The following is a 20,666-nucleotide window of genomic DNA, read 5'->3' as shown; positions in this document are numbered from 1 at the left end:
TTGATTGGAACGGTGGCCGGCTTCAAATCGGAATGGTGGCCGGTCTTTGATCCGAATGGCGGCCGGCTTCACGTCGGAATCCGCAGCACGTTGGGCTGCCCGACCTTGTAGCGCCCGGCGTTGATGGTTTTGGTGAAGCCGATTTTGCCCGGCTGCGCGCGGCTGTAGATAAATTCGGTCGTGTCCTGCAGGATAAGGATCGGACCTTCGCTCGTCGCAACGCGCGCCGCGGTCGCGGCGAAATGGGCCGGCGAGAACGCTATGTTCGGTCAGACGCGGGTTGTCAAAGAAGCGGTAGGCCGCCTTCGCCGGCGCCCAGTCGCCGCAGGCCGCCGGGATTGGCTTGCCCGGCGCAGCTGACATCTCATCCAGCAACCGTTGCGACCGGCGGACCAGGCGCTTGTCGGGAAGCGCCGCCGCAGAAAGCTCTTCCTCCTGCCAAGCGGTTTCGCTGCTGCCGGTCTTGTCTCGCATCCGTGACGCCTCCGTGATTCGGCGTCACGGATAGAATCACGGCAGATTCATGTGGGGCAATGGGCCCGCCGACGATGTGGGTAATCGGAAGCCTCACCGGAGGGTACCTTTATACCGCAAATGCTCTCGAATATCGCGGGAATGCACACCTTTAGCCGACGAATTCACGGAATCGGCACCAATCGCCGTGAAAACCAAAGCTTCGGGAGTTTACCGTTGCCTCAGGGCAGACAGAGGAATCGGTGAGTTGGATTTCACTGGTTTCGTCACGACAAGGCTGTAGTATTGCTCGATACCCAAGCCTGCCTGCAGCAGTCTCTCCATGAAATCCTGATACGCAGCCATGGAAGGGGATAAAACGCGCATCAAATAGTCGATCCGCCCCCCGATAGCCCAGCAGTCCAGGATTTCCGGAATCTCCTGGATCGCAGTCTCGAAGTGCCGCTGGTCCTCGAGACGATGGCGATCCAGAACCACCTCAACCATTATAGAGATAATGCCCCCCATGAGGGCTGGACTTAGTCGCGCGTAGAACCCCTCAATGATCCCTGCGGCTTGGAGCACGCGGAGCCGCTCCGAACAGGCCGACGCCGAAAGGTGAACACGCTTTGCGAGCTCGCTTTTCGAAATCCGACCATCTGACTGGAGCTCTGAAAGAATCCGGACATCCCAAGCGTCTAGTCGCACAGGATCGGGTTTCGACTTCATGACTTTTTGCTCTCAAGCGGTAGTCGCAGCGCAATTAGTGCCAACCAAGTCTATCATCAATTGAAACGAACGAATGTAGTGGGCGTCCTTCGCCCTCGGCCCGCAAGCTTCACTGCGAGGTTGTCGAAGTCAGGGGACTGAGAGCGATCCAAGCAGAAACACTGTAGAACAGTTGGGGTATTGCCCCTTTCCCCAACCGGGCGATGACGCATTTTGGAGAGTGATCGCCTGTCGGTGGCGGCGCCTCCTCGCAAATAAACAGCGCATTTTTTGGTATCTCCAGTGCTTGACCCGATTGGCACCCCTCGACAGCACCCTGAGCGTCGATCGTATGGGCGATAGATGGATGCAGTGTTTACATCCGAGCATTTGGCATCGAGAGCGACTTGAAGGCCTTCTTGTCTGGCTCGCCGAGGAACTGAACCACAAAATGCCGCTAGTGTTACCGTTGCAGCCCAAATCTGGCGCGGGAGTCTGGCCGGATTGCGCAGCCTGGAAGACTCAAACGCCGATGCTGCGGGCGATGCTGTCGGCCGCCATGCGCTTACGCCAATCCAGAGGCCCGGAATTGTGAATGGAGTTTCCCTCAACATCAACAGCCATGATGACCGGCATGTCCCGCACCTCGAATTCATAGATGGCTTCCATACCCAGGTCCTCAAAGGCAACGATTCGCGCCGCCTTGATTGATTTTGAAATCAGGTACGCAGCGCCACCGACTGCGATTAGATAGGGCGTTCTGTGTCTGACAATCGACTCGATGGCCGCAGGGCCCCTCTCTGCTTTACCGACCATCGCATATAGCCCAGTCTCGGCGAGAATCTTTTCAGTAAAACCGTCCATACGGCTGGAGGTTGTTGGGCCGGCCGGCCCGGCGACCTCGTCTCTCACGGCGCGGACGGGTCCGACGTAGTAGATCACGCGTCCCCGCAGATCGACCGGGAGCGGCTTGTCGGCATCGATCAGGTCGACCATTCGCTGGTGGGCGGCGTCACGGCCTGTCAGCATCTTTCCGGACAAAAGAAGGGTTTGCCCGCAGCGCCACGATGCCGCCTCATGCTTCGTGAGCGCATCGAGATTGACCCGACGGACGCCGGTTGTGTGCAAGTCCTCATGACCGATCTGGGGCCATTCGGAAAGGTCGGGCGGTTGGAGCTGTACCGGTCCTGTGCCGTCCAAGATAAACTTCAGGTGCCGGTTGGCGGCGCATTGCGGAATGAGCGCCACAGGCTTCGACGCGGCGTGGGTAGGATATGTTGCAACCTTGACATCAACGACTGTCGTCAGACCACCAAGGCCTTGAGCGCCGATGCCCAGCGCGTTAATCCGCTCATAAAGCTCAACCCGCAGTGCCTCCTCCGCGTTTGACGGCCCCCTGGCGATCAGTTCCGACATGTCGATGGGCTCGTTCATGGCCTCCTTGGCCAGCAACATCGCCTTTTCAGCGCTGCCACCGATGCCGACCGAGATCAGGCCGGGCGGGCACCATCCGCTGCCAAGGGTCGAAACGGTGTCGACCACCCAGTCGGCAACAGACGCGCTAGGGGTCAAGATGGTGAAACGCGCCTTGTTTTCGGACCCGCCCCCTTTTGCTGCGATGGTGATCTCAATCTGGTTGCCGGGCACGAGGTCGACGTGGACGACTGCCGGCGTGTTGTCACGCGTGTTCACCCGCCCGGCAAGCGGATCCGAGACGATCGATGGTCGAAGGGGATTGTGGGGGTCGAGATACGCTTGGCGGACGCCCTCATTTACGAGGTCGGCGAAACTGGCCGCTGATTTGACGCGGACGCCCATGCCGACCTTTGCAAAGACCACCACAAGACCGGTGTCCTGGCAGATCGGGCGCCGTCCGAAGGCCGCCATGCGGGAGTTCAGCAGGATCTGCCCGATGGCGTTCTTAGCCGCCGTGCTCTGTTCGCGCGCGTATGCCTGCGAAAGGTACCGGATGTAGTCGAGGGGATGGTAGTACGAGATGTACTGAAGGGCGTCGGCGACGCTCCTTGCGATGTCCTCGCCCGCAATGGTGCGTGTGCTTTTGTTCACGAACCTTATCCGAATGACCCGAGCCCGTTGACCAATTTGAGGCTTTGGAAGCTTCGCAATCCCTGCTCGCCTCCCTCATATCCATAGCCGCTCTGTTTGACGCCCCCATACGGGGCATCTGCGGAAACCCCTTTCAGGTAATTTACACTAATCGCGCCTGCCGAAAGACCGCCGATCAGCGCCCGTTCCACATCGGCGGCGCCGGTGAAGAAGTAGGCAGCCAAGCCATACTCAGTGGCGTTGGCTTCTTCGATCGCCTCCTCGATCGTGTCGAATGGCGCTACGGTGAGGATCGGCCCGAACGGCTCGTCATGAAGCATTTTCGCATCCTTTGGCACCCCTGTCAGGACCGTTGGCGGCCAGTAAAAACCCGGTTGGTCGAGGCGGGTGCCACCGGTTTCGATGGTGGCGCCGCGATCGACCGCGTCCTTGACCAGACGCTGCATGGCCTCGATTCGTCGCGCGTTTGCCATTGGACCCATCTCTGTCGCCGGGTCGTCCGGTGGGCCGATCTTGATCTTGCCGGCGGCTTCGGTCATCCGGGACAGGAATTCCTTATAGAGAGGCCGCGCGACGAGGATCCTGCTGGGCGCATTGCAGCTTTGACCCGCGCACTCGAACTTGTATTCCGAGATTGCCGGTATAGCTTTTGCCAGGTCGGCATCCTCGCATACAATGACCGGGGAGTGCCCACCGAGCTCGAGGATGCATCGCTGCAAGTTATTCGCGGCGAGCTTGGCGAGCTGTTTTCCAACCTCGGTAGAGCCCGTGAAAGTTAGGACCTTGACGATCGGCGAGTTGAGGAGATGCCGGGATATTTGCACCGGAACGCCAAAGACGAGATTGACCACGCCATCCGGAATACCCGCTTGTCGCAAGGCTTCGACCAAATGGACAGCCGCGCTTGGTGTCTCTTCAGCCCCTTTGAGGATCACCGGGCAGCCTGCCGCCAAAGCAGGGGCGAGCTTGCGGGCGATGAGAACGGCGGGATAGTTCCAAGGCGTAAAGGCAGCAACTACGCCAAGAGGCTCGGGGACGATCATCCGGTCCGGGCCCATCGGAACAGAGGCCGATAGCTCTTCGGCGTGCGTGCCGTTCCACTCCAGCGTTTCGACAGCGCGTGCGTACTCGCCTGTTGCTTCGGCAATCGTCTTTCCCTGTTCGGTCGACAAATCCTTCGCTGCGTCTCCCACCTTCGTGGCAAGGATCCTGGCGGCCGCCACAAGGATCTCGCCGCGCTCTTTTGGAGGCCGTGAGGACCAAGCCCGGCGGCTTCGCTCTGCAGAAGCGAGGGCCTCATCCAGATCCGACACCGTCGCCACTGCCACCGAGGCAAATTTTTTCTCCGTCGCCGGATTGATTACTGGCAGAGTGGTTTCGTCGCTACCGGCTCGCCACCTGCCATTGATGAAAACCTGATAGCTCGTGGCGTTGGACATCGCATGCTCCGCTTGACTGAATTCCTGCCAGTGCGAGACCAGCCGATTCCGGACCATGGGGCTCGCTTCTTTGCAGTTTCATCGCGATGGTCACGCCCGGTCAAATATGGAATATCGACCAAGACCATCTCGAATACAGATTGATACGGCTTAGGCAGTCGGGGAGGAGCGGTAACACCTAAAACTTGGTTTGAAGGATGTGCCTAAGCCCGGTCCGGAACCGTGGCTGACCACTGCCTGCTCTCGATCAATGTCCTGACGACCTTCGGAATCAGCTTGCGGACCGCAGAGACGGCTGGAGAGCGCTCATCTTTTAGGTTGACGGCGAGCACAACGGAACGGGTAATCACTGGATCAATGATCTTAACCGTCCGGACTTGGCCTTGAGACGCCTCTTTCTGAATGGCCGACGGGGTTAGGATAGAATACGCCTTTCCTTCCATGACCATATTGATGATCGTAGAAAGGGAGTCGACCTCGAATCTGACGTCCAGAACACAACCGTGTTGGGCAACGACATCAGCCACCGAACGCCTGACATTGTTGTTACGCATGGGAACCGCCAGCGGAAATGCGTGCAGGTCGGCGAGCGGTATCGAATCTTCGAAAGGCGGTTGACCCGTCGGTACCACCAGGCAAAACTCTTCGCGGGCCAGCACCGTCATTTGCCCGACGCTCTCGGCAGTGCGGTACAGAACGGCCAGATTGAAACGGCCAGCAGCCATCCACTCCTCCAGCGGTCCCGTCATGCCCTCGATCATCTTAAGCGAGATCCTCGGCAGCTCGCTTCTTACCGATTCAAGCAGCGGACCGCTAAGGGCGCGAGCGGCTCCGGACGGAATGCCAATGGTCACCTCTCCGGAAGGAGCGGCCACCGAGTTGGTCAGTTCCGCCTCAGTGAGCTGAATTTCCCTCAGAATGATTCGCGCGTGCCCAAGCAGCTTGTCTCCGGATGCCGTGACACTAACGCCGGTCCTGTCGCGTACCAGCAACTGGATGCCGAATCCTTGCTCCAGTTGACGCACATGCAGACTTAGAGCGCTTTGAGCAACGTTAAGGATCGCAGCTGCCTTCGTGAAGCTGCCTGCTTCGACCACGCCGACAAAGTATCTTAGCTGCCTGATGTCCACGATGAACGAATCCAACCCGGGCGCAATCCCCAGTGCCTTCATATCTATCTCGAAACGAGATGGCGAGCAAGAAACAAACTGTCCGGCATGGCTGGAAAACGGCCGTCCGGCCGCTAAGGCAGGGCAGGTCAGTTATTGGTGGTGAAAGCCAGGATCTCGTGGGCGCGCCGCACCACTGGCGGATCAATCATCTCGCCGGGGGTCTCGATCTGGGCAAGGAACCGGATGCGTCCCGGCGCAAGATTTCTTTCTCGTTCAAGGTCCGAAACCGCATTGGCGATCTCCGATACCCACTCTGCCGAATCCGTCTTGGGAAGAACAAGTGCGTCAACACCCGCCACAACGGCTGCATCGAGATCGGCCGCCAAGGCGCGCAAACCACGATTCACGCGGACCAAAACCGATTTGCCCTTCCGACCCACCTTTGCCACGGAATCAGAAAGCTGCCGCCGTGCCGCGCCCTTCTGATCCTTGGGAACGGAGTCCTCCAGGTCTAGGATGACGCCATCTGCACCGCGCTCGTGGGCCGTCTTCACAAAGCGTGGAATGTGAGCGGGAACGAAGAGCAGTGATCTCCAGCGGGGTACAGACGTCGCGCTTTCAACGGCCGCAAGGGTGCCCTTCATCATAGAGTCGCCTCTGGGGTCGACTTTAGCGAGTGCGGTGGCAATGAGCTTGCAGGGCGGCCGATGCGCTCGGATGGGCAAGGAGCAGTCCCGCTGTCTGTGAAACGCAAGCGCGCGCACTTACCGACAACATGCGCCTCACGCTGACGCCGCCCTTTCGCGCAAACGCCCGAGAACCTCTTCCCGGACAGTCTCCGTATGAGCGCCAAGAGCCGGAACTGGGCGCAACGAGGGCCGCTCCGAGTTGAAGATCGGCGCTGGTGCTATCGTATCTACAAATCCTTCGGGTGTGCCAACCTCGACCCTGCGAACGTGGGGATGCTTTGAAACATCCGCCACCTCGTTCAGTCGGCCATATGCCAGACCGGCTGCCTCGAGCTCGTGCATTGCTTCGTGGCAGGTCAGTTCAGTAAACCGCCTCTCAATGATCTCATCGAGTCGCGTACGATGATTGAGGCGCTCCATATTATCAGCAAAACCAGGAGCGCGTGTAAGCTCCGGCTGCTTCAAGAATCTGCCGCAGAAATTTACCCACTCGCGGTCATTTTGAACCGAAAAGATGACCTCTTTGCCATCGGCACAACGATAAGCGCCATACGGCGCCAGCGACGGGTGTTTCACGCCGGCGCGTACCGTGTGATAGCCGCTGTAGTCGTTTTGCAGAACCGGCACGTTCATCCAGTCGGCGACGGCATCAAACAGTGACACCTGGATGCTGGTGCCTTCGCCGGTGATCTCGCGGTGATACAGTGCCTGGAGAATGGCGCTATGCGCTGTCATGCCCGCCGAGATGTCACAAACCGAGACCCCCACACGCGCGGGCCCTTGTTGGTTGCCGGTGATCGCGCATAGACCTGTTTCGGCCTGGACGATGAGATCATAAGCCTTCAAATGGGAATACGGGCCGTTCTCCCCAAAACCAGAGATGTCGCAGGTGATCAGCCGCGGAAAACGTCGACGGAGATCCGCAGACCCGAAACCTAGTTTTTCGATACTGCCCGGCTTTAGATTCTGGATAAAAACGTCAGCAGCGGCAATGAGGGCTTCGAGGACGGTACGGTCCGCCTCCGACGTCAAGTCCAGGCAAACTGACTCCTTCCCCCGATTTAGCCAGACGAAGTAGGCACTCTGTCCCCGCACCAACTTGTCGTAGTTTCGGGCAAAGTCCCCTTCGGGTCTCTCGACCTTGATGACCCGGGCGCCTGCATCCGCAAGGCGAGACGATGCATAAGGCGCGGCCACCGCCTGCTCCACGGCTACGACGGTGATCCCCTCAAGAGCGTTCTGCATGCAACACCGTGCTTTTCATCCAACATTTTCGTTTTGAGTCCGACGACGGTTCAGCATCGCCAGCAACCGGTTTTGTTCATTCCCGACGATTGAAAATGCCTCGTCGACACCCATTCCGGGCTTTGCAAGCATCATGTCGGCTTGGGTCGCTACCGAAATGTGGACTGAAGCCTGGGCGGAGAGATCTGTCTCGGTACAGCTTCCCCCGACATATGCCCCTACCTTATTCGCCTTGCAGATGAGAACGGCCCGCGCCGTGTCGGCAATTGAGCCGACGTCGGGGGTCTTGATCTGGACGAGATGGACGGCCTTCGCTTCGGCAAAGAGCCTAATATCCTCAAGCGTATTGCATCTCTCATCTACGACAATGCGGGCGCTGGAACCCCGGTCGTCCAAGATGGATACGATCTGTGCGTAGTTCTCAATTTGAGATTGCGTCGAACCAAAATCCGCCGGGGACTCGATGTTGAGCGTGAAACCCGGAACGGTATCTGCGACCTTGCAGATAAAGTCGGCGATGCGTTGCGGCTCCAGGCCGATTTCCTGGCCGATCCAGCCATACACATCAAAATGCAGCACCGGATGATATCCTGGGCGGCCGATTTCGCGCGTGCGCGTCGCAACCCACTTCACGAATTCCATGAAGGTGAGACCGTCGGTGCCGAATTTCTGCCGTGAGTTGATCAGGCCGTGGGGAAGCACATCCACGGCTTTCAGAATCATCTTGTCAACGTTGATTTCGCGAGCGTCACCGCTCTGGCAGTAAATCGGGACGCGGCACCTCGGTAGCGGCAGATCGAACTCCGCACATATGATCTCCGCCATTGTCTTGCGCTGAAGGTGGGCGGCTGCGCGAAGCAGAGCTTGGCTCACGCCATACTCGACAGCCAGAGGTAAGCGCAGATGTTCGGCAGGTGCAAAAACCATCGTGCAAGAATCACGAAACCGAGATGCATCGACATTAAGAAGTCGCGGCGCGACCATGCGTGACGTTAAATCTGAGATTTGATTGGTGTCGAAAAGAGGATCACGTCCACCGGCACCAGAGTACTGGACGTTCATCATGTCGCCCCAAACAACGGTCTTATCGGTAAGGACGAGCCCGATGCTGAGCGAAGATGCTGGAATACGAATGGACTTGAACCCAGGCGTTCTCGGTGCGGCAACATAGATGAAGCCGTCCTGGGTCGCACCAGACCTGATGGCTTCCTGGTCGTCATAAAAGAATGCGCCGTTGCCGGACGCAAGCAGGACATCTGTGATCTGCACTTCGTTTCGCTCTATTTGTTCGTGGCTGAATCTGGTTCCCGCTACCTGACAACTATGCGTCGCTTGGCATTAAGTTCGCTAATATAATGTCCGCGACGGTGCCATCGCGTTTTCAGATGGCCGGTCGCCTGCCCCAAGGAAGTCGCCATCTCCCTGACGCATCTATCGGAAACCAGTCCGCAACAGCCAGTGGCATTGGTATGGCCGGCCCGGATGACGCGCCAAGGAGTATCTTCAGACGATTTTCGCCTGCAGGCGCGAAAGCATTTTTCAGGCAGCTCTTGAGCTGGTCAACGTCGACGAATTCATTCGGCTTGTGGGCTTGCTCAATCGAGCCAGGCCCACAGATGATGGCTGAAATGCCCGCTTCCTGAAAAAGCCCCGCCTCAGTGCCGAAGGCGACGACCTCAGCACCGTTGGCGCCGGTGATCTCATAGACGATGTCGCGCGCTTCCGACTGCGATACGACCTGGAATCCTTCGACTTCGCCAATGATGATGGTTTCGATGGTGGCTGAGGGGAACACGGCCTTCATTTCTGGCAGGAGTTGCAAGTTAATGAAAGCGTAGAGACTGTCCTTGGCCAAAGCGGCGTCAGACGTGTGCACCGGACGCATTTCCCATTCTACCGAACAATTCCCGGCGATGATGTTGCGGCCGGCGCCGCCGGAAATGCGTCCGACCTGAATCGTCGCCCAAGGCGGATCGAAACGGATCCCCGCCCTCGCGCGATCCTTCAGCCTTTCGCCGAGCTCCATCAGATGTGTGATGAATCGCGGCGCGTACTGAATGGCGTCAACCCCGAGGTCAGGCTGGGACCCGTGACCCTCAACGCCTACGAAATTGGTGGTATATTCATAGCATCCCTTGCGGCCTACGATGACCTGCATCATCGTCGGCTCACCAATTAGGGCAGCGGAGGGCTTAATACCATCGGGCCAATTCCTTCATCAGTGCCTGAGCACCATAGCAACCCACCTCCTCATCGTAGGTAAAGGCAAAATGCAGCGGCCGAACGAGATGAGTTCCGCCATGCCCGGAGCAGTGGCGAGACAGCACGCGAGAAATCCCTTCATGTCGCATGTACCGCGACCGTAGAGCCGTCCGTTACGGCTCCAGCATCTTGAATGGGCCGCTCGACCAGTTCTGGCTCCTTCGACAGGCACGTCAGAATGGCCGGAGAGCACCACACCCCTTCCCTATCCGGGCCGAGGGTCACGAAGAGATTGGCCTTACGTCCGTATTCGTTGTGCTGCAGGAAAACTCTCGCGCCCACCTGGCCGAAGAAATCGGCAAGCTAATTCACCATGGCAGGGTTGGAGTCGGAGGAAATTGTCGGAAACGCGACCAGCTTATTAAGTATCTGTTTTGTGTCTTCGATCGTTGCGACTGACATTACGTGCTCCACCAAATTTATGCGAGCGGTTAGGTCTCCCAAACACTGAGGAGGCCCTGCGGGTGCGCTGACCGCCCTGCCGCTGAGCGGGACACCGGTCGAGCGGCGCCCGTCTGCGGACGTCAGTTTTTGACGAACATTTTCCGCGGCACGTTGGCCAAGCACTCCATCCCGGTCTCCGTGACAAGGAGGGTCTCGGTCATTTCAAAGCCCCAGTCCTCCATCCACAGACCGGTCATGAAGTGAAACGTCATACCGGCTGAAGTTCAGTCATGTCACCGCGGCGCAGGCTCATGGTGTGTTCACCCCAGTCAGGCGGATAGGCGCAACCGACCGAATAGCCAATCCGATTCTCCCTTTTGATGCCGTAGCGTTCGAGGGCGTCGCAGAACGCGATTGCGATATCCTCGGCCTTCGCCCCAGCTTGGCGGCTGCCAGCCCGGCCTCCATTCCCTCTAACGTCATCTTCTCAGCATTCAAGAACGTCTCACTTGGGTTCCCGAGATAGACCGTCCGCGACATCGGGCAATGGTAATGCCGGTACACGCCGGCGATCTCGAAAAAGGTGCCTTCGTTGTTAAGCATCGGCTGGTCATCCCAGGTCAGATGGCAGGCGGCTGCGTCGACCCCCGACGGTAACAGCGGTACGAGCGCCGGATAATCGCCGCTGAACTCTGGCGTGCCACGAATAGCTGCATCATAGATCTCGACCGCCAGGTCACACTTGCGCGTGCCCGGTTCAATCTTTCGTAAATGCGCTTGTGCATCATCTCCATAATGCGAGGCACCCTTGCGCATGAAAATCGATTTCCGCCGGGCTTTTCACGAGGCTTTGCCAATTCACCAGCACCGTCGCATCAGAGAAGCGAGTGACCTGCAGGACGGTCCAGAAAAAATGCAGGAGTGGCTTGACCTCAACGACCCCAATCAGAGAGGAGGCTAAGAACTCTCCGTTGACATACGCAATGCGCTTCAGCGTCTTCTCCTCTTCATGACCCATACTCCCGCGTTTCTAGCCGCCTCTAAATCTGGGATGTCGCGTGACACGTGTCACGGCACCACGGGCAAGATGATGTGGGAAGGATAGTCGCGATCATGATAGAGCGTGTTCTCGGCGATTGCAGTCGCGCTTTCCGTGGCATTGTTGCCGCCCGTGTTGAGATTCCGGGCATAATGGGGGAAGCAGCTGCTCGCCACCTGCACGCGGATGCTGTGGCCGGGCCCAAACCAGTTGCCGGTTGCCTCCATGTTCACCTCTAGCCGATAAATCTTGCCCGGCGTCAGCAAACTTGAACCTCTATAGTCCTCGAGATAGCGCGCCTGGGCGATGTAGGCTTCACGATAGCGCGCTCGCGCGATACCTTTTTGCAGGTTATAGACGCGGCCATCCGGATAGACATCGCTCAGCATCACGACAAAGTCAGTATCCGAGGCAGAGGAGGACACGTAAAGCACCGCGCGCAGTGGACCGGTCACCTCGATGCCTGAACAAAGCGGCTCTGTTTGAAAAACCAGACGATCAGGCCGCAGATCGACCTCCCGCTGGTCGGCGGCACTGCCGTCGGCCCGGCCACGGATACTTTCAGGGCTAGGTGTGGGATCGGTAGGATCATAGCGGTAATGATCAGCGGGACCTGATGCCATCGCCGTGGAAAGTATGCCATCGCCATTACTCGTGTTCGCGTTCCCACCGCTGCCAAAATAGTATGGCACGAAGCGGGTTTCCGGTAGTGGCCAGCTATCGGCGGACTTCCAGCGGTTCGCTCCCATTAAATAATATTGGATGTGCGGCATCTCGAAGTCGCCTTGGCCGTCGCGCAGCCAGTGATCGAACCAGCGGAGGTAAATCGACCAACAATCGTGGCGAATGTCGCCAACGTCGCGTTCACCCACCATGAACGGGGTTTGAGTCGATTCCGACTGACAATGACCGGTGGGAGAGATGATCACAAACTGGTTACGCCGCGCCCGCTCCGTCGTCGACTGGTTCTTGAACGCGTTGAACATGTCTAAGGTCTCGTTGACCGAAACGTCATACCAGGAATTCACGAACAGCGCCGGCACGTTGGGGCGCGAACTTTCGTCGAAGAAGGCGAACTGGTCCCACCATGGATCACCAGGTTCATGAGTGACCCAATCCCGCCAGTAGTTGGAAGAGCCGCCGCTCCGTTCGTGCATGTCTGCAACCGGAAGGGTGCGCATCAATTCCTGATAGCCGATTTTTTCGGACGTCTGTTGGTTGCCCTTATTGCGGAACCAATCGAATGGCCAGCCGATCTCCGGCACGCCGGAGACTATGATATCGCTCGGCCGATTGCGCATCGCGCCGCCGGCTGCCTGAGGCAGGATAGCCGCTAGCGCCGGCGGTTGCCGGAGGGCCATCTTTACCTGACTGATGCCGAGGGCAGAGCAGCCATAACCGCCGATTTTGCCGTTCGACCAGGACTGCGACGCGATCCACACAACGGTGTCGTAGCCATCGCCTGCTTCGCTAGCATGCGCTCGAATCCCCTCGGAACGGAACTGGCCGCGAACGTCCTGCACCACGACGATGAAGCCCTGGCCAGCGAACATGTAGGGTACTGGGTGTTTCGTATCGCGGTGTTTCAAATCGCGCCCATCGCGATAAGGCTCTTTGCTATACGGCGTACGGATCAGGATCGTTGGCAGCCGCTCTCCGGCTCCGCGCGGACGGTAGATGTCGGCGTAAAGACCGACGCCGTCAGTCATCTGTATGCGGACATCCTGCTCTAGTTCGACGTCATAACGTGGCTCCGGGTACTCGGTGCATCCCGCAGTACAGCGCACTGTGCTCTTCATGTTCCGTTTTTCCTATGTCTACAGTTGCAGTCTTACCGCGCTCTTTCTTGCCAGCACCGCGGCCTCTCTCGCGAATCAACCGTCGCTCAAGTGAATCCGCTGCGGACCCTCAACGACGACGGCATCCAGTCATACGCACTGTGCTGGCTCGTACCGGCAAGTGCAGGTCCCCGCGTCATTCGAGCTACCGAGCAAACAGAACGGGCACTCCTGAAAGACTGCATGTGGCGGTTCACTTTGCCATCCAGCAGACGGCAACATGCTTTGGCGCGATCTCGACGGCCGGCGGTTCCTCCTGCCGACAGAGTTCGACAGCAAGCGGGCATCGCGGATGGAAACGGCAACCGGTAGGTATGCGGGCGGCACTCGGGACCTCGCCTTGCAAGGCCGGAAGTTCACCGCGATTTACGTTGGCACCGATCCGCGGTGTCGCGTTGCTCAGTGCAACGGTATAAGGATGCTTCGGGTTGAAGGTAATCTCGTCGGCACTTCCGATCTCAACCACGCGGCCGAGATACAGGACCGCAATCCGGTCAGCGATCAGCCAGGCAACAGGCAGGTCGTGGGTGATGAAGAGGAGCGCCATGTTCTGCTGCTGGCGGAGCTCTACCAGCACCTGGAGGATCTGGGCGCGGATCGAGACGTCAAGCATCGACACAGGCTCGTCGGCAACGATGAGATCCGGCTTCACGGCAAGAGCCCCTGCGATCACCACCCGCTGCCTCTGGCCGCCGGAGAGCTCGTGGGGAAAGCGTGCGGCATATTCATCGGGTGGATTCAGCCCGGCGGCAGAGAGTGCTTCGCGGACTCGTTCACTCAGCTGATTATTGCCTTTGACGAGCCGCAGCGATCGCAAGGGCTCGGCCACGATATCGAAAACGGTGTGCCGCGGATTGAGCGCCTGATAGGCATCCTGGAAGATCATTTGCACGCGGTGCCGGTAGGGCCGCAAAGCCGAAGAGCCGCGCACGGAAGTCATATCCTCGCCGTCAAACAGCAGTTTGCCGCCGGTCGGCTGGACGAGCTTGGTGATGACCCGCCCAACCGTCGTCTTGCCGCTCCCCGATTCCCCGACCACGGCGAGGATCTCGCCGCGCCCGATGGTGAGGTCGACCCCGTCCACTGCGCGCACGGCACCCTGCGGGCGCCCGAGGGCACGGTCAAAGAGCCCGCCATGGATCGCAAAATGAACCTGCAGGTTCTCCAGGCCCAGGATGTTGTCAGGCATGAGCTGCGACCTTCTGTTCTTGCGTCAAGGAACGGTGGAGGTGGCAGGCCACCCGCCCCCGCCCGGATGGATCGAGGCGGGGGTCCTCGGCTGCGCAAACGTGCATGGCAAATGGGCAGCGTAGGCGGAAGGCACAGCCCGATGGCCGATTGAGCAGGGTCGGCGGGTCGCCAGGAATCGGCCGGAGTATCTTCTTGCCCTTGGCGGGACTCGGGATCGATTCGATCAGTAGCCTGGTATAGGGGTGCTTAGGCTCGGTGAAGATATCGGCGACCGTGCCGTCTTCGACGATGCGGCCGGCATACATGATCATCGCGCGATCGCAGGATTCGGCCACGACGGAGAGATCGTGGGTGATCAAAATGAGGGCAAGGTTGAGCTGCGACCGGAGCTTGCCCAAGAGCTTCAGGATCTGGGCTTGGGTGATCACATCCAAGGCTGTCGTCGGCTCGTCGCCAATGATGATGGAGGGGCGACAGGCGAGCGCCATGGCGATCATCACCCGTTGGCGCATGCCGCCCGAAAGCTCGTGGGGAAAGGCGGAGCCCCGATCGGCCGGGATGCCGACCAGTTCAAGGAGTTCCCTTGCCCGCGCCGTAGCCTCGTCCCTGGTCATGCCCAGCTTCAGCATACAGGGTTCGGCGATCTGTTTAAGGACGCGGTGAACGGGATTGAGTGCATTCATCGCGCCTTGGAACACGACCGAGGTCTCGCTCCAGCGATGTGGGCGCATCGCCGCATCGTCATCGATTGGCAGCCGCTTGCCGCGATAGCGTACCTCGCCGCTGCTCACCCTCGCATTGGGCGGCAGGAGGCCCGCAATCGACATGGCGGTCGTAGTCTTCCCACTCCCCGATTCACCGACGAGGGCAACGGCCTCGCCGGCACGCACCGTGAAGCTTACGTCCTCGATCGCCCGTAAGGGAACGCCTTTGAGGCCATAATCGACAGAAAGCCCCGCGACTTCGAGAAGCGGGGCCATGCCCACGGAGAAATTATTCATGGGATTACCCTTCGGCGCGGGTTCGCGGTTTCGTCGAGGGCATTACCAATCAGAACAAAGGCAAGCGAAACCATGAGGACGCAGACTCCTGGGGGCCCCAGATACCACCAGGCCCCGGCACTTGCAGCGCCTGCTTGCTGGGCGAGGTACAACATCGTCCCCCATGAAGGCTGCAGCGGATCGCCAAGGCCAAGAAACGAGAGCGCCGTCTCGAGATAGATCGCATTGGCGACGACCAGGGCGCCATTGGCGGCGATCTGCGGCACGAGATTGGGCAGAATGTGCCGCACCATGATGAAGAGGTCATTACTCCCCACCACCCGGGCGCGATCGACGAAGGTCCGCTCACGGAGCGACAGGGTCTGGCTGCGCACAATACGGGCGACAACGCCCCAACTCGTCAATCCGATGACGAGAAGGATCACGAAGAGAGAGGGACGGAAGCCAAGGATCTCCCTGCTCCGCCCCATCACCTGCATGAAGACGGGCGCGATGACCAGCGCCAGCACGAAGGGCGGAACGATGAAGAAGAAATCCGTGAGGCGCATTAGCCAGACATCGACCCGGCCGCGATAATAGCCTGCTAGGATGCCGACTGCGGCACCGACAATGAGGCTGATCACAGTAGCCATCAGTGCAATCGTCAGCGAGATCCGGGCTCCATGCACGACCAGATTAAGTACATCGCGCCCCACCTCGTCCGTTCCCAGGAAATGCGCACCCGAGGGTGGCGCGAGAAAATCCCCGGTTGCCGTAATCGCCGTCTGGAGCGGCCCTACGAGTGGGCCTGGAACTGCCGCCATGGCGAGAAAAAATGCGAGAGCAAGAAGGCCCAACCGCGCACCGTTGTACTCGACAAATTGTAGGAGGAAAGCTGTGGTGGCGCGCAGGCGGTTGGGCCGGTGCAATTTAATCGTTGACTCAGTCATTGCCGTACTCGTGGATCAAGAATGCCGTAGGCAAGATCGGCAACAAGGTTGGCGACGATGATCGAGACGCCAAGCAGGAGGAATATCCCCTGCAGGGTTGGGTAATCCCGCGCATTCAGCGCCTCGACCGTGAGGTCGCCAACCCCCGGCCAAGCGAACACCGATTCAACGGTAATGGCGCCGGCGACCACATAGCCGAGATTGAGGGTCACCAGAGTCGCGACCGGTAGCATGGCATTGCGAAAGGCATGGCGCATCAGCATCTGACCGCTGGTCAGTCCCTTGGCCCGGGCGGTGACCATATAATCCTCCGTCACGACATCGCTCATGGCGGCGCGGGCGACCACCACGTACTGCCCGATCAGGCCCAAGGCCAAGGTGGAGGCTGGGAGCAGGAGATGCCGGATACGATCGGCCAGCCAATCTAAAGGACCAACATCCGCGATTCCCGGAGAATAGGCACCGTAGCCCGGAAGCCAGCCCAAGCCCGTGCTGAAGATCACCACTAGGATCATGCCGAGCCAGAAAGACGGCGTCGAATAGAGCGTCAAAGAGAGGCCGGTAGCGATGCGATCGATGACGCCGCCCCGACGCCAGCCGGCATAAATCCCCAGCATGACCCCGGAGATGATTGCAACCAGCTGGGCAAGGCCGATCAGGACAATAGTAGCAGGCAGGCGCTCCAACAGGAGGTCGCCGACACGCTGACCTCGGTATTTGAAGCTATAGCCGAGATTGCCTTGCACGGTTGTAGAGAGGTAATTGAGAAACTGATCCGGAAACAATGGCCGGTCAAGGCCCCAGCTCCGACGCTGCGCCTCAAGTTGTTCGGCTGTCACGGAACTGCGCGCGCCCGCCAGCAGCAAATCAGCAGGGTCACCCGGGACAATCCTGAACAAAGTGAAATTCAGGATTGCCACCATTGCGAGAGTTACGGCGGCTCGAATGAGGACGGATCGAGCGTGCCTGCCCCTCCCACTTTTCAATATGCCAGTTGCCATCTTTACTTGGAGCTCAAGCGATCCATAGGGAAGTAGCTGTTGTCCGAGAAAATCTCCTGCGTTCCTCCCCAGCCCTGGATGCAATCCTTGCGATGAGCGTCGAGCGAGAACGGGTAGCTCAGGATGATGTAGGGTGCCTCTGTGTAAAGGAGACGCGCCGCTTGATCGACCAGTTCTTGGCTCTTCTTGAGGTCGACGGTGGCTTTGATCTCTGAGAGGAGCTCATCGAATTTGCTATTGGTCCAATATGATTTGTTGTAAACGCCGATGCTCTTGCTGCTGCCGAACTCGAGCAGCGCGTAAGGAAAGCCAAACGGCCAGCTACTGAACATGAGCAAATCCCAGCCTCCGCCGCCCTTCGCGGGCGCTGACGTCCGGGCGGAAATCGTGTCAAGCCGGGTCACTGAGACGGGAACCCCGATTTCTTTGAGCCAAATAGCGATGAGCTGGGCGGCCGCGATCGGCACTGCGATGTTACCCGACCCGCCCGTGGTAATCAGCTCGAGTTGGAAGCTCTTTCCCTCTTTGTCCTCGCGGACACCATCGCCGTTTGTGTCCCGATAGCCGGCAGCATCGAGCCGGCGGCTTACCTCCGTGAGATCGAAGCGGCGCTTGATATCGCCCATGTCCGAGTAGTAATCAGCTAAAATGGGCGGGATAGGCCCCGCTCCGGCATCGCCGTGCCCCTGGTAAGCGCGCTCGACGATCGCCTTCTGGTCAATCGCGTAACCGATCGCATCGCGGAACGCCGGATCCTGCAAGGCCTTTGTGCTGCCTTCTCCATCCCCGGACGCAGTGTTGAACGCGAGATAATCCCGCTGCTCTATGCGCTTTTGACCCACCACGATGTCGGGATCCTTCGACAGGTCGGCCCACTGGGATGCAGTCACGCCAATATAATCGAGGCTACCGCTCTTCAGGCCTGCTGCAAGGGAATCGACCGTATTAAGGTATTGGATGATCGCTCCAGCTATCGACGGCTTCCCGGCCCGGAAATACGGATTCGGAGTCAATCGGACAAACTGTCCTTGGTTAAATTCGGAAACGATCATTGGGCCGGTGCCTACCAGCGGCGGATCATTGCGGAAGGTGCTGAGTGCATCGGCGTAGCTGATGTCCTTCCAGATGTGCTCGGGAACAATCATTGTCGTGTTGTCGATCGGCCAGCGGGTGGGGGCCTTGGTCACGATCTGTAGGGTCTCGTCATCGAGTGCCGCCACGGACTTGACGTTTTCAAGTCCGTTAGTTGTGTTGTAACCGACGTTCAACTCGTTCGGCGTACCTATAGAGTCGCGCAAATAGTTGTAGGTAAACGCAGCGTCATGAGCAGTGGCAGGCTGGCCGTCCGACCACTTCATGCCCGGCCAAATCTTGAAAGTCCAAGTGAGGTTGTCATCACCAACGGACCACTCCTTGGCAAACCCCCTCCGGTCGGGGTGGCGCTGGGCATCCACGCAGACTAGAAAGTCATAGGCGAAGCACAGCGGCCACCAGTTGCTCGAGCTGGCAAAAGGACTCATCGTATCGGGGGTGTTGACCGAGCCTAAGCGCACGATGTGATCGCCGCACGACGACGCGGCGAGCGCTCTTGAGCCCATGACCCAAGGTGCTGCCGATGCTGCCAGCAGTGACGTTACGACAGCCCGACGATTGAGCGGCAACTTGTCCATCAATAATTTCCCCAGCTCACGTTTTTGAAGGGCGTAACGCCCGCTTCGCAAAGCTAGCTGCGCGAAAAGAGCGTTGTACGCTAAATCTTATGTCGTTCGCGCAGGAAACTTGCGTTTACTTGCTGTATGCAGAGGGAACCGGCGATGGGTGGTTTTTGATCAAGAATGCGATTGTTCAGCCGGTGGATGGCAGTGTCCTAAACTAAGCCTAGATTGCGGCGAAGATTGGCTGCATGGCGACGCGACCGGGCGGCCATCAGCGCTCTCTTCGTATAAGCGCTTCGCTGCTGATAGGTCACGGCTATGTTACACGATTAGCAACGGCACTGAGCCCGCCCGAAGCCATTTAACCGAGACGGGCAGATTTCGGACGTCCAAGCTCGAGCATGCGGTTCAGGGCATGCCCGTAACACCGTCGTCTAATAGCCAGATTTGCAAGCGCCTTTTTGGTGCGGGAGGTTGTTTGCCGGGAGCACGGTCGTCTACGCGGTCGACATGGGTCGCCGCATCTTGGGGCTTCGCGGGATGGTCCTTCCAATGTATGTCTCGCACGCTCCGAGCAAACTCCTGGTGCAACGGTCTTAACGGAATGGACCAGCCTCGGTCCCGGCAGGGACTCCTCTTCACGCCATGGGCGCTGCAGAGCTCGAGAGTTAGGCGGCCATGGCCCTGTTGAAGAGCTCACCGGAGCGGAGCATCGTATGCATGATGACCGCGAGCTTGCGGGCGACGAGCGACAGCAGAGCGTTTGAAGCCGATCTTCTCGCGTAGTTTTATACCCCAATTGCGCAAGTCGCTGTCGGCCCGACTGCGAGTCAGGAACACTACCGCAGCTTATAGAGAAGCGAAAGCACATGGGTGTCTCCGCGTCGGGAGATATGGCCGTCATAGTCTACTTCGCCCGACTGATAGCGCCGCGTCGTCAACCCCAGCCAGGCGCCCACGAGCGCGATCGCTTGAAGTTCGCTGGATCCCGACGGCAGTTAGGTAGCCAGTGGCTGTGATCGCACCAACGCCGGGATCGACATCAGCAACTGACATTTCTGGTTTCTACGCGGTTCGGCGAGGAGCTGCTGCCCCAACCTAGCCGCCTGGAGGCGCAGGCTACGCCACGCTTCAAGTAAGGGCAGGATTATTCTCGAAAGGTCGGCGTTGTCGGCCAGGAGGGAGCGAACATGCACCTCAAACTTGCCACCCATGCTGCACGGAACGATAAGGCCGAACGTCTTCATCAATCCCCGAATCTGGTTCGCCCCGTACCCCAATGGGCAAAATGATCGAACAGATCTGGATCAGGAAAACCAGTGCAGTCTCTTGAGCATCTGAGCTCGTTTGAAAGATTTGGACCTGATCCGCAGATCACCATACCGGCCAGCGGCTTTTGACATGCCGCACTTAAAGGGCTGACAGAAGACCGCACTCGATCACTCGCATATTTGGGTTAGAAACTTCTTGTGCCACGGGCGGCAACCACAGAAGACGGCGGTGTCGATCCGCCGTGGAGGCGAACGGATCTGGCGCGGAAAGTGCGCATCTGATCCCAACATCATTGCCCGAGCTTGTCCGCAAGCGGGCACCGGCCGCAAAGCGTGTCGTGTTCGAAACCGGCCCGCTGTCGGTGTGGTTCTATCATGCGCT

General features: G+C 58.9%; 14 protein-coding genes and 4 pseudogenes. 1 reads left to right on the top strand and 17 read right to left on the bottom strand.

Features of this window, described 5'->3' with window-relative positions; translation table 11 throughout:
* From NKI99_RS32550 to NKI99_RS32470, 17 genes and pseudogenes are all read right to left on the bottom strand, one after another.
* Window positions 1–474, bottom strand: a 474-nt coding sequence (locus tag NKI99_RS32550; RefSeq protein WP_352613538.1) for an IS4/Tn5 family transposase DNA-binding protein, incomplete at its 3' end; no start/stop codon positions are given.
* A gap of 210 nt (window positions 475–684) precedes the next feature.
* Window positions 685–1,182 (bottom strand): Lrp/AsnC family transcriptional regulator, encoded by a 498-nt coding sequence (locus NKI99_RS32545; RefSeq protein WP_352613536.1) that lies wholly within the window; start codon window positions 1,180–1,182, stop codon window positions 685–687.
* A gap of 501 nt (window positions 1,183–1,683) precedes the next feature.
* Window positions 1,684–3,228: a fumarate hydratase gene (locus NKI99_RS32540; protein WP_352613534.1), complete on the bottom strand. Its 1,545-nt coding sequence runs from the start codon at window positions 3,226–3,228 to the stop codon at window positions 1,684–1,686.
* Between the two features lie 5 nt (window positions 3,229–3,233).
* The gene (locus NKI99_RS32535) at window positions 3,234–4,667 is read right to left on the bottom strand and encodes an NAD-dependent succinate-semialdehyde dehydrogenase (RefSeq protein ID WP_352613532.1); all 1,434 of its coding nucleotides are present in this window, start codon (window positions 4,665–4,667) and stop codon (window positions 3,234–3,236) included.
* A gap of 203 nt (window positions 4,668–4,870) precedes the next feature.
* Entirely contained in the window at window positions 4,871–5,797 is a 927-nt protein-coding gene (locus NKI99_RS32530) for a LysR family transcriptional regulator (RefSeq protein WP_352613540.1), read from the bottom strand.
* A 128-nt stretch (window positions 5,798–5,925) separates the two neighbouring features.
* Window positions 5,926–6,426 (bottom strand): aldolase/citrate lyase family protein, encoded by a 501-nt coding sequence (locus NKI99_RS32525; RefSeq protein ID WP_352613530.1) that lies wholly within the window; start codon window positions 6,424–6,426, stop codon window positions 5,926–5,928.
* 135 nt (window positions 6,427–6,561) lie between these two features.
* Window positions 6,562–7,713 (bottom strand): CaiB/BaiF CoA transferase family protein, encoded by a 1,152-nt coding sequence (locus NKI99_RS32520; RefSeq protein WP_352613528.1) that lies wholly within the window; start codon window positions 7,711–7,713, stop codon window positions 6,562–6,564.
* Between the two features lie 15 nt (window positions 7,714–7,728).
* On the bottom strand, window positions 7,729–8,982 hold the full coding sequence (locus NKI99_RS32515) for a methylaspartate ammonia-lyase (protein WP_352613526.1): 1,254 nt from the start codon (window positions 8,980–8,982) through the stop codon (window positions 7,729–7,731).
* A gap of 112 nt (window positions 8,983–9,094) precedes the next feature.
* A pseudogene (locus NKI99_RS32510) lies at window positions 9,095–10,147 on the bottom strand (M20/M25/M40 family metallo-hydrolase).
* Between the two features lie 352 nt (window positions 10,148–10,499).
* Window positions 10,500–11,245 (bottom strand): annotated as a pseudogene (locus NKI99_RS32505) (M24 family metallopeptidase); the annotation flags it as partial.
* A gap of 182 nt (window positions 11,246–11,427) precedes the next feature.
* Window positions 11,428–13,197, bottom strand: coding sequence for a CocE/NonD family hydrolase (locus NKI99_RS32500; RefSeq protein WP_352613524.1), 1,770 nt, complete (start codon window positions 13,195–13,197; stop codon window positions 11,428–11,430).
* Between the two features lie 232 nt (window positions 13,198–13,429).
* Window positions 13,430–14,425 carry an ABC transporter ATP-binding protein gene (locus NKI99_RS32495; RefSeq protein WP_352613522.1) on the bottom strand — a complete coding sequence of 332 codons (996 nt, stop codon included), beginning with the start codon at window positions 14,423–14,425 and terminating at the stop codon, window positions 13,430–13,432.
* The gene (locus NKI99_RS32490; protein WP_352613521.1) at window positions 14,418–15,428 is read right to left on the bottom strand and encodes an ABC transporter ATP-binding protein; all 1,011 of its coding nucleotides are present in this window, start codon (window positions 15,426–15,428) and stop codon (window positions 14,418–14,420) included. The genes NKI99_RS32495 and NKI99_RS32490 overlap by 8 nt, the downstream gene beginning before the upstream one ends.
* Window positions 15,425–16,357, bottom strand: a complete 933-nt coding sequence (locus NKI99_RS32485) for an ABC transporter permease (RefSeq protein WP_352613519.1) — start codon at window positions 16,355–16,357, stop codon at window positions 15,425–15,427. The genes NKI99_RS32490 and NKI99_RS32485 overlap by 4 nt, the downstream gene beginning before the upstream one ends.
* Complete coding sequence (locus tag NKI99_RS32480; protein WP_352613517.1) at window positions 16,354–17,358, bottom strand: ABC transporter permease; 1,005 nt, start codon at window positions 17,356–17,358, stop codon at window positions 16,354–16,356. Before NKI99_RS32480 ends, NKI99_RS32485 begins: the two co-directional genes overlap by 4 nt.
* 2 nt (window positions 17,359–17,360) lie before the next feature.
* Window positions 17,361–19,028: a peptide ABC transporter substrate-binding protein gene (locus NKI99_RS32475; protein WP_352613515.1), complete on the bottom strand. Its 1,668-nt coding sequence runs from the start codon at window positions 19,026–19,028 to the stop codon at window positions 17,361–17,363.
* A gap of 653 nt (window positions 19,029–19,681) precedes the next feature.
* Window positions 19,682–20,281, bottom strand: a pseudogene (locus tag NKI99_RS32470) (transposase); the annotation flags it as partial.
* A 199-nt stretch (window positions 20,282–20,480) separates the two neighbouring features.
* Here NKI99_RS32470 and NKI99_RS32465 point away from each other — a divergent pair.
* A pseudogene (locus NKI99_RS32465) lies at window positions 20,481–20,666 on the top strand (hypothetical protein); the annotation flags it as partial.

The sequence above is a fragment of the Mesorhizobium sp. M0239 genome, from assembly GCF_040321815.1.
Lineage (GTDB): Bacteria > Pseudomonadota > Alphaproteobacteria > Rhizobiales > Rhizobiaceae > Mesorhizobium.
This window is presented reverse-complemented; position numbering and strand designations above follow the sequence as displayed.

Excerpts from the sequence above, each read along its gene's own strand:
- NKI99_RS32545 (WP_352613536.1), bottom strand. The coding sequence starts at position 1,182 with ATGAAGTCGAAACCCGATCCTGTGCGACTAGACGCTTGGGATGTCCGG.
- NKI99_RS32500 (WP_352613524.1), bottom strand. The coding sequence starts at position 13,197 with ATGAAGAGCACAGTGCGCTGTACTGCGGGATGCACCGAGTACCCGGAG.
- NKI99_RS32480 (WP_352613517.1), bottom strand. The coding sequence starts at position 17,358 with ATGGCAACTGGCATATTGAAAAGTGGGAGGGGCAGGCACGCTCGATCC.
- NKI99_RS32475 (WP_352613515.1), bottom strand. The coding sequence starts at position 19,028 with ATGGACAAGTTGCCGCTCAATCGTCGGGCTGTCGTAACGTCACTGCTG.
- NKI99_RS32495 (WP_352613522.1), bottom strand. The coding sequence starts at position 14,425 with ATGCCTGACAACATCCTGGGCCTGGAGAACCTGCAGGTTCATTTTGCG.
- NKI99_RS32535 (WP_352613532.1), bottom strand. The coding sequence starts at position 4,667 with ATGTCCAACGCCACGAGCTATCAGGTTTTCATCAATGGCAGGTGGCGA.
- NKI99_RS32485 (WP_352613519.1), bottom strand. The coding sequence starts at position 16,357 with ATGACTGAGTCAACGATTAAATTGCACCGGCCCAACCGCCTGCGCGCC.
- NKI99_RS32525 (WP_352613530.1), bottom strand. The coding sequence starts at position 6,426 with ATGATGAAGGGCACCCTTGCGGCCGTTGAAAGCGCGACGTCTGTACCC.
- NKI99_RS32490 (WP_352613521.1), bottom strand. The coding sequence starts at position 15,428 with ATGAATAATTTCTCCGTGGGCATGGCCCCGCTTCTCGAAGTCGCGGGG.
- NKI99_RS32520 (WP_352613528.1), bottom strand. The coding sequence starts at position 7,713 with ATGCAGAACGCTCTTGAGGGGATCACCGTCGTAGCCGTGGAGCAGGCG.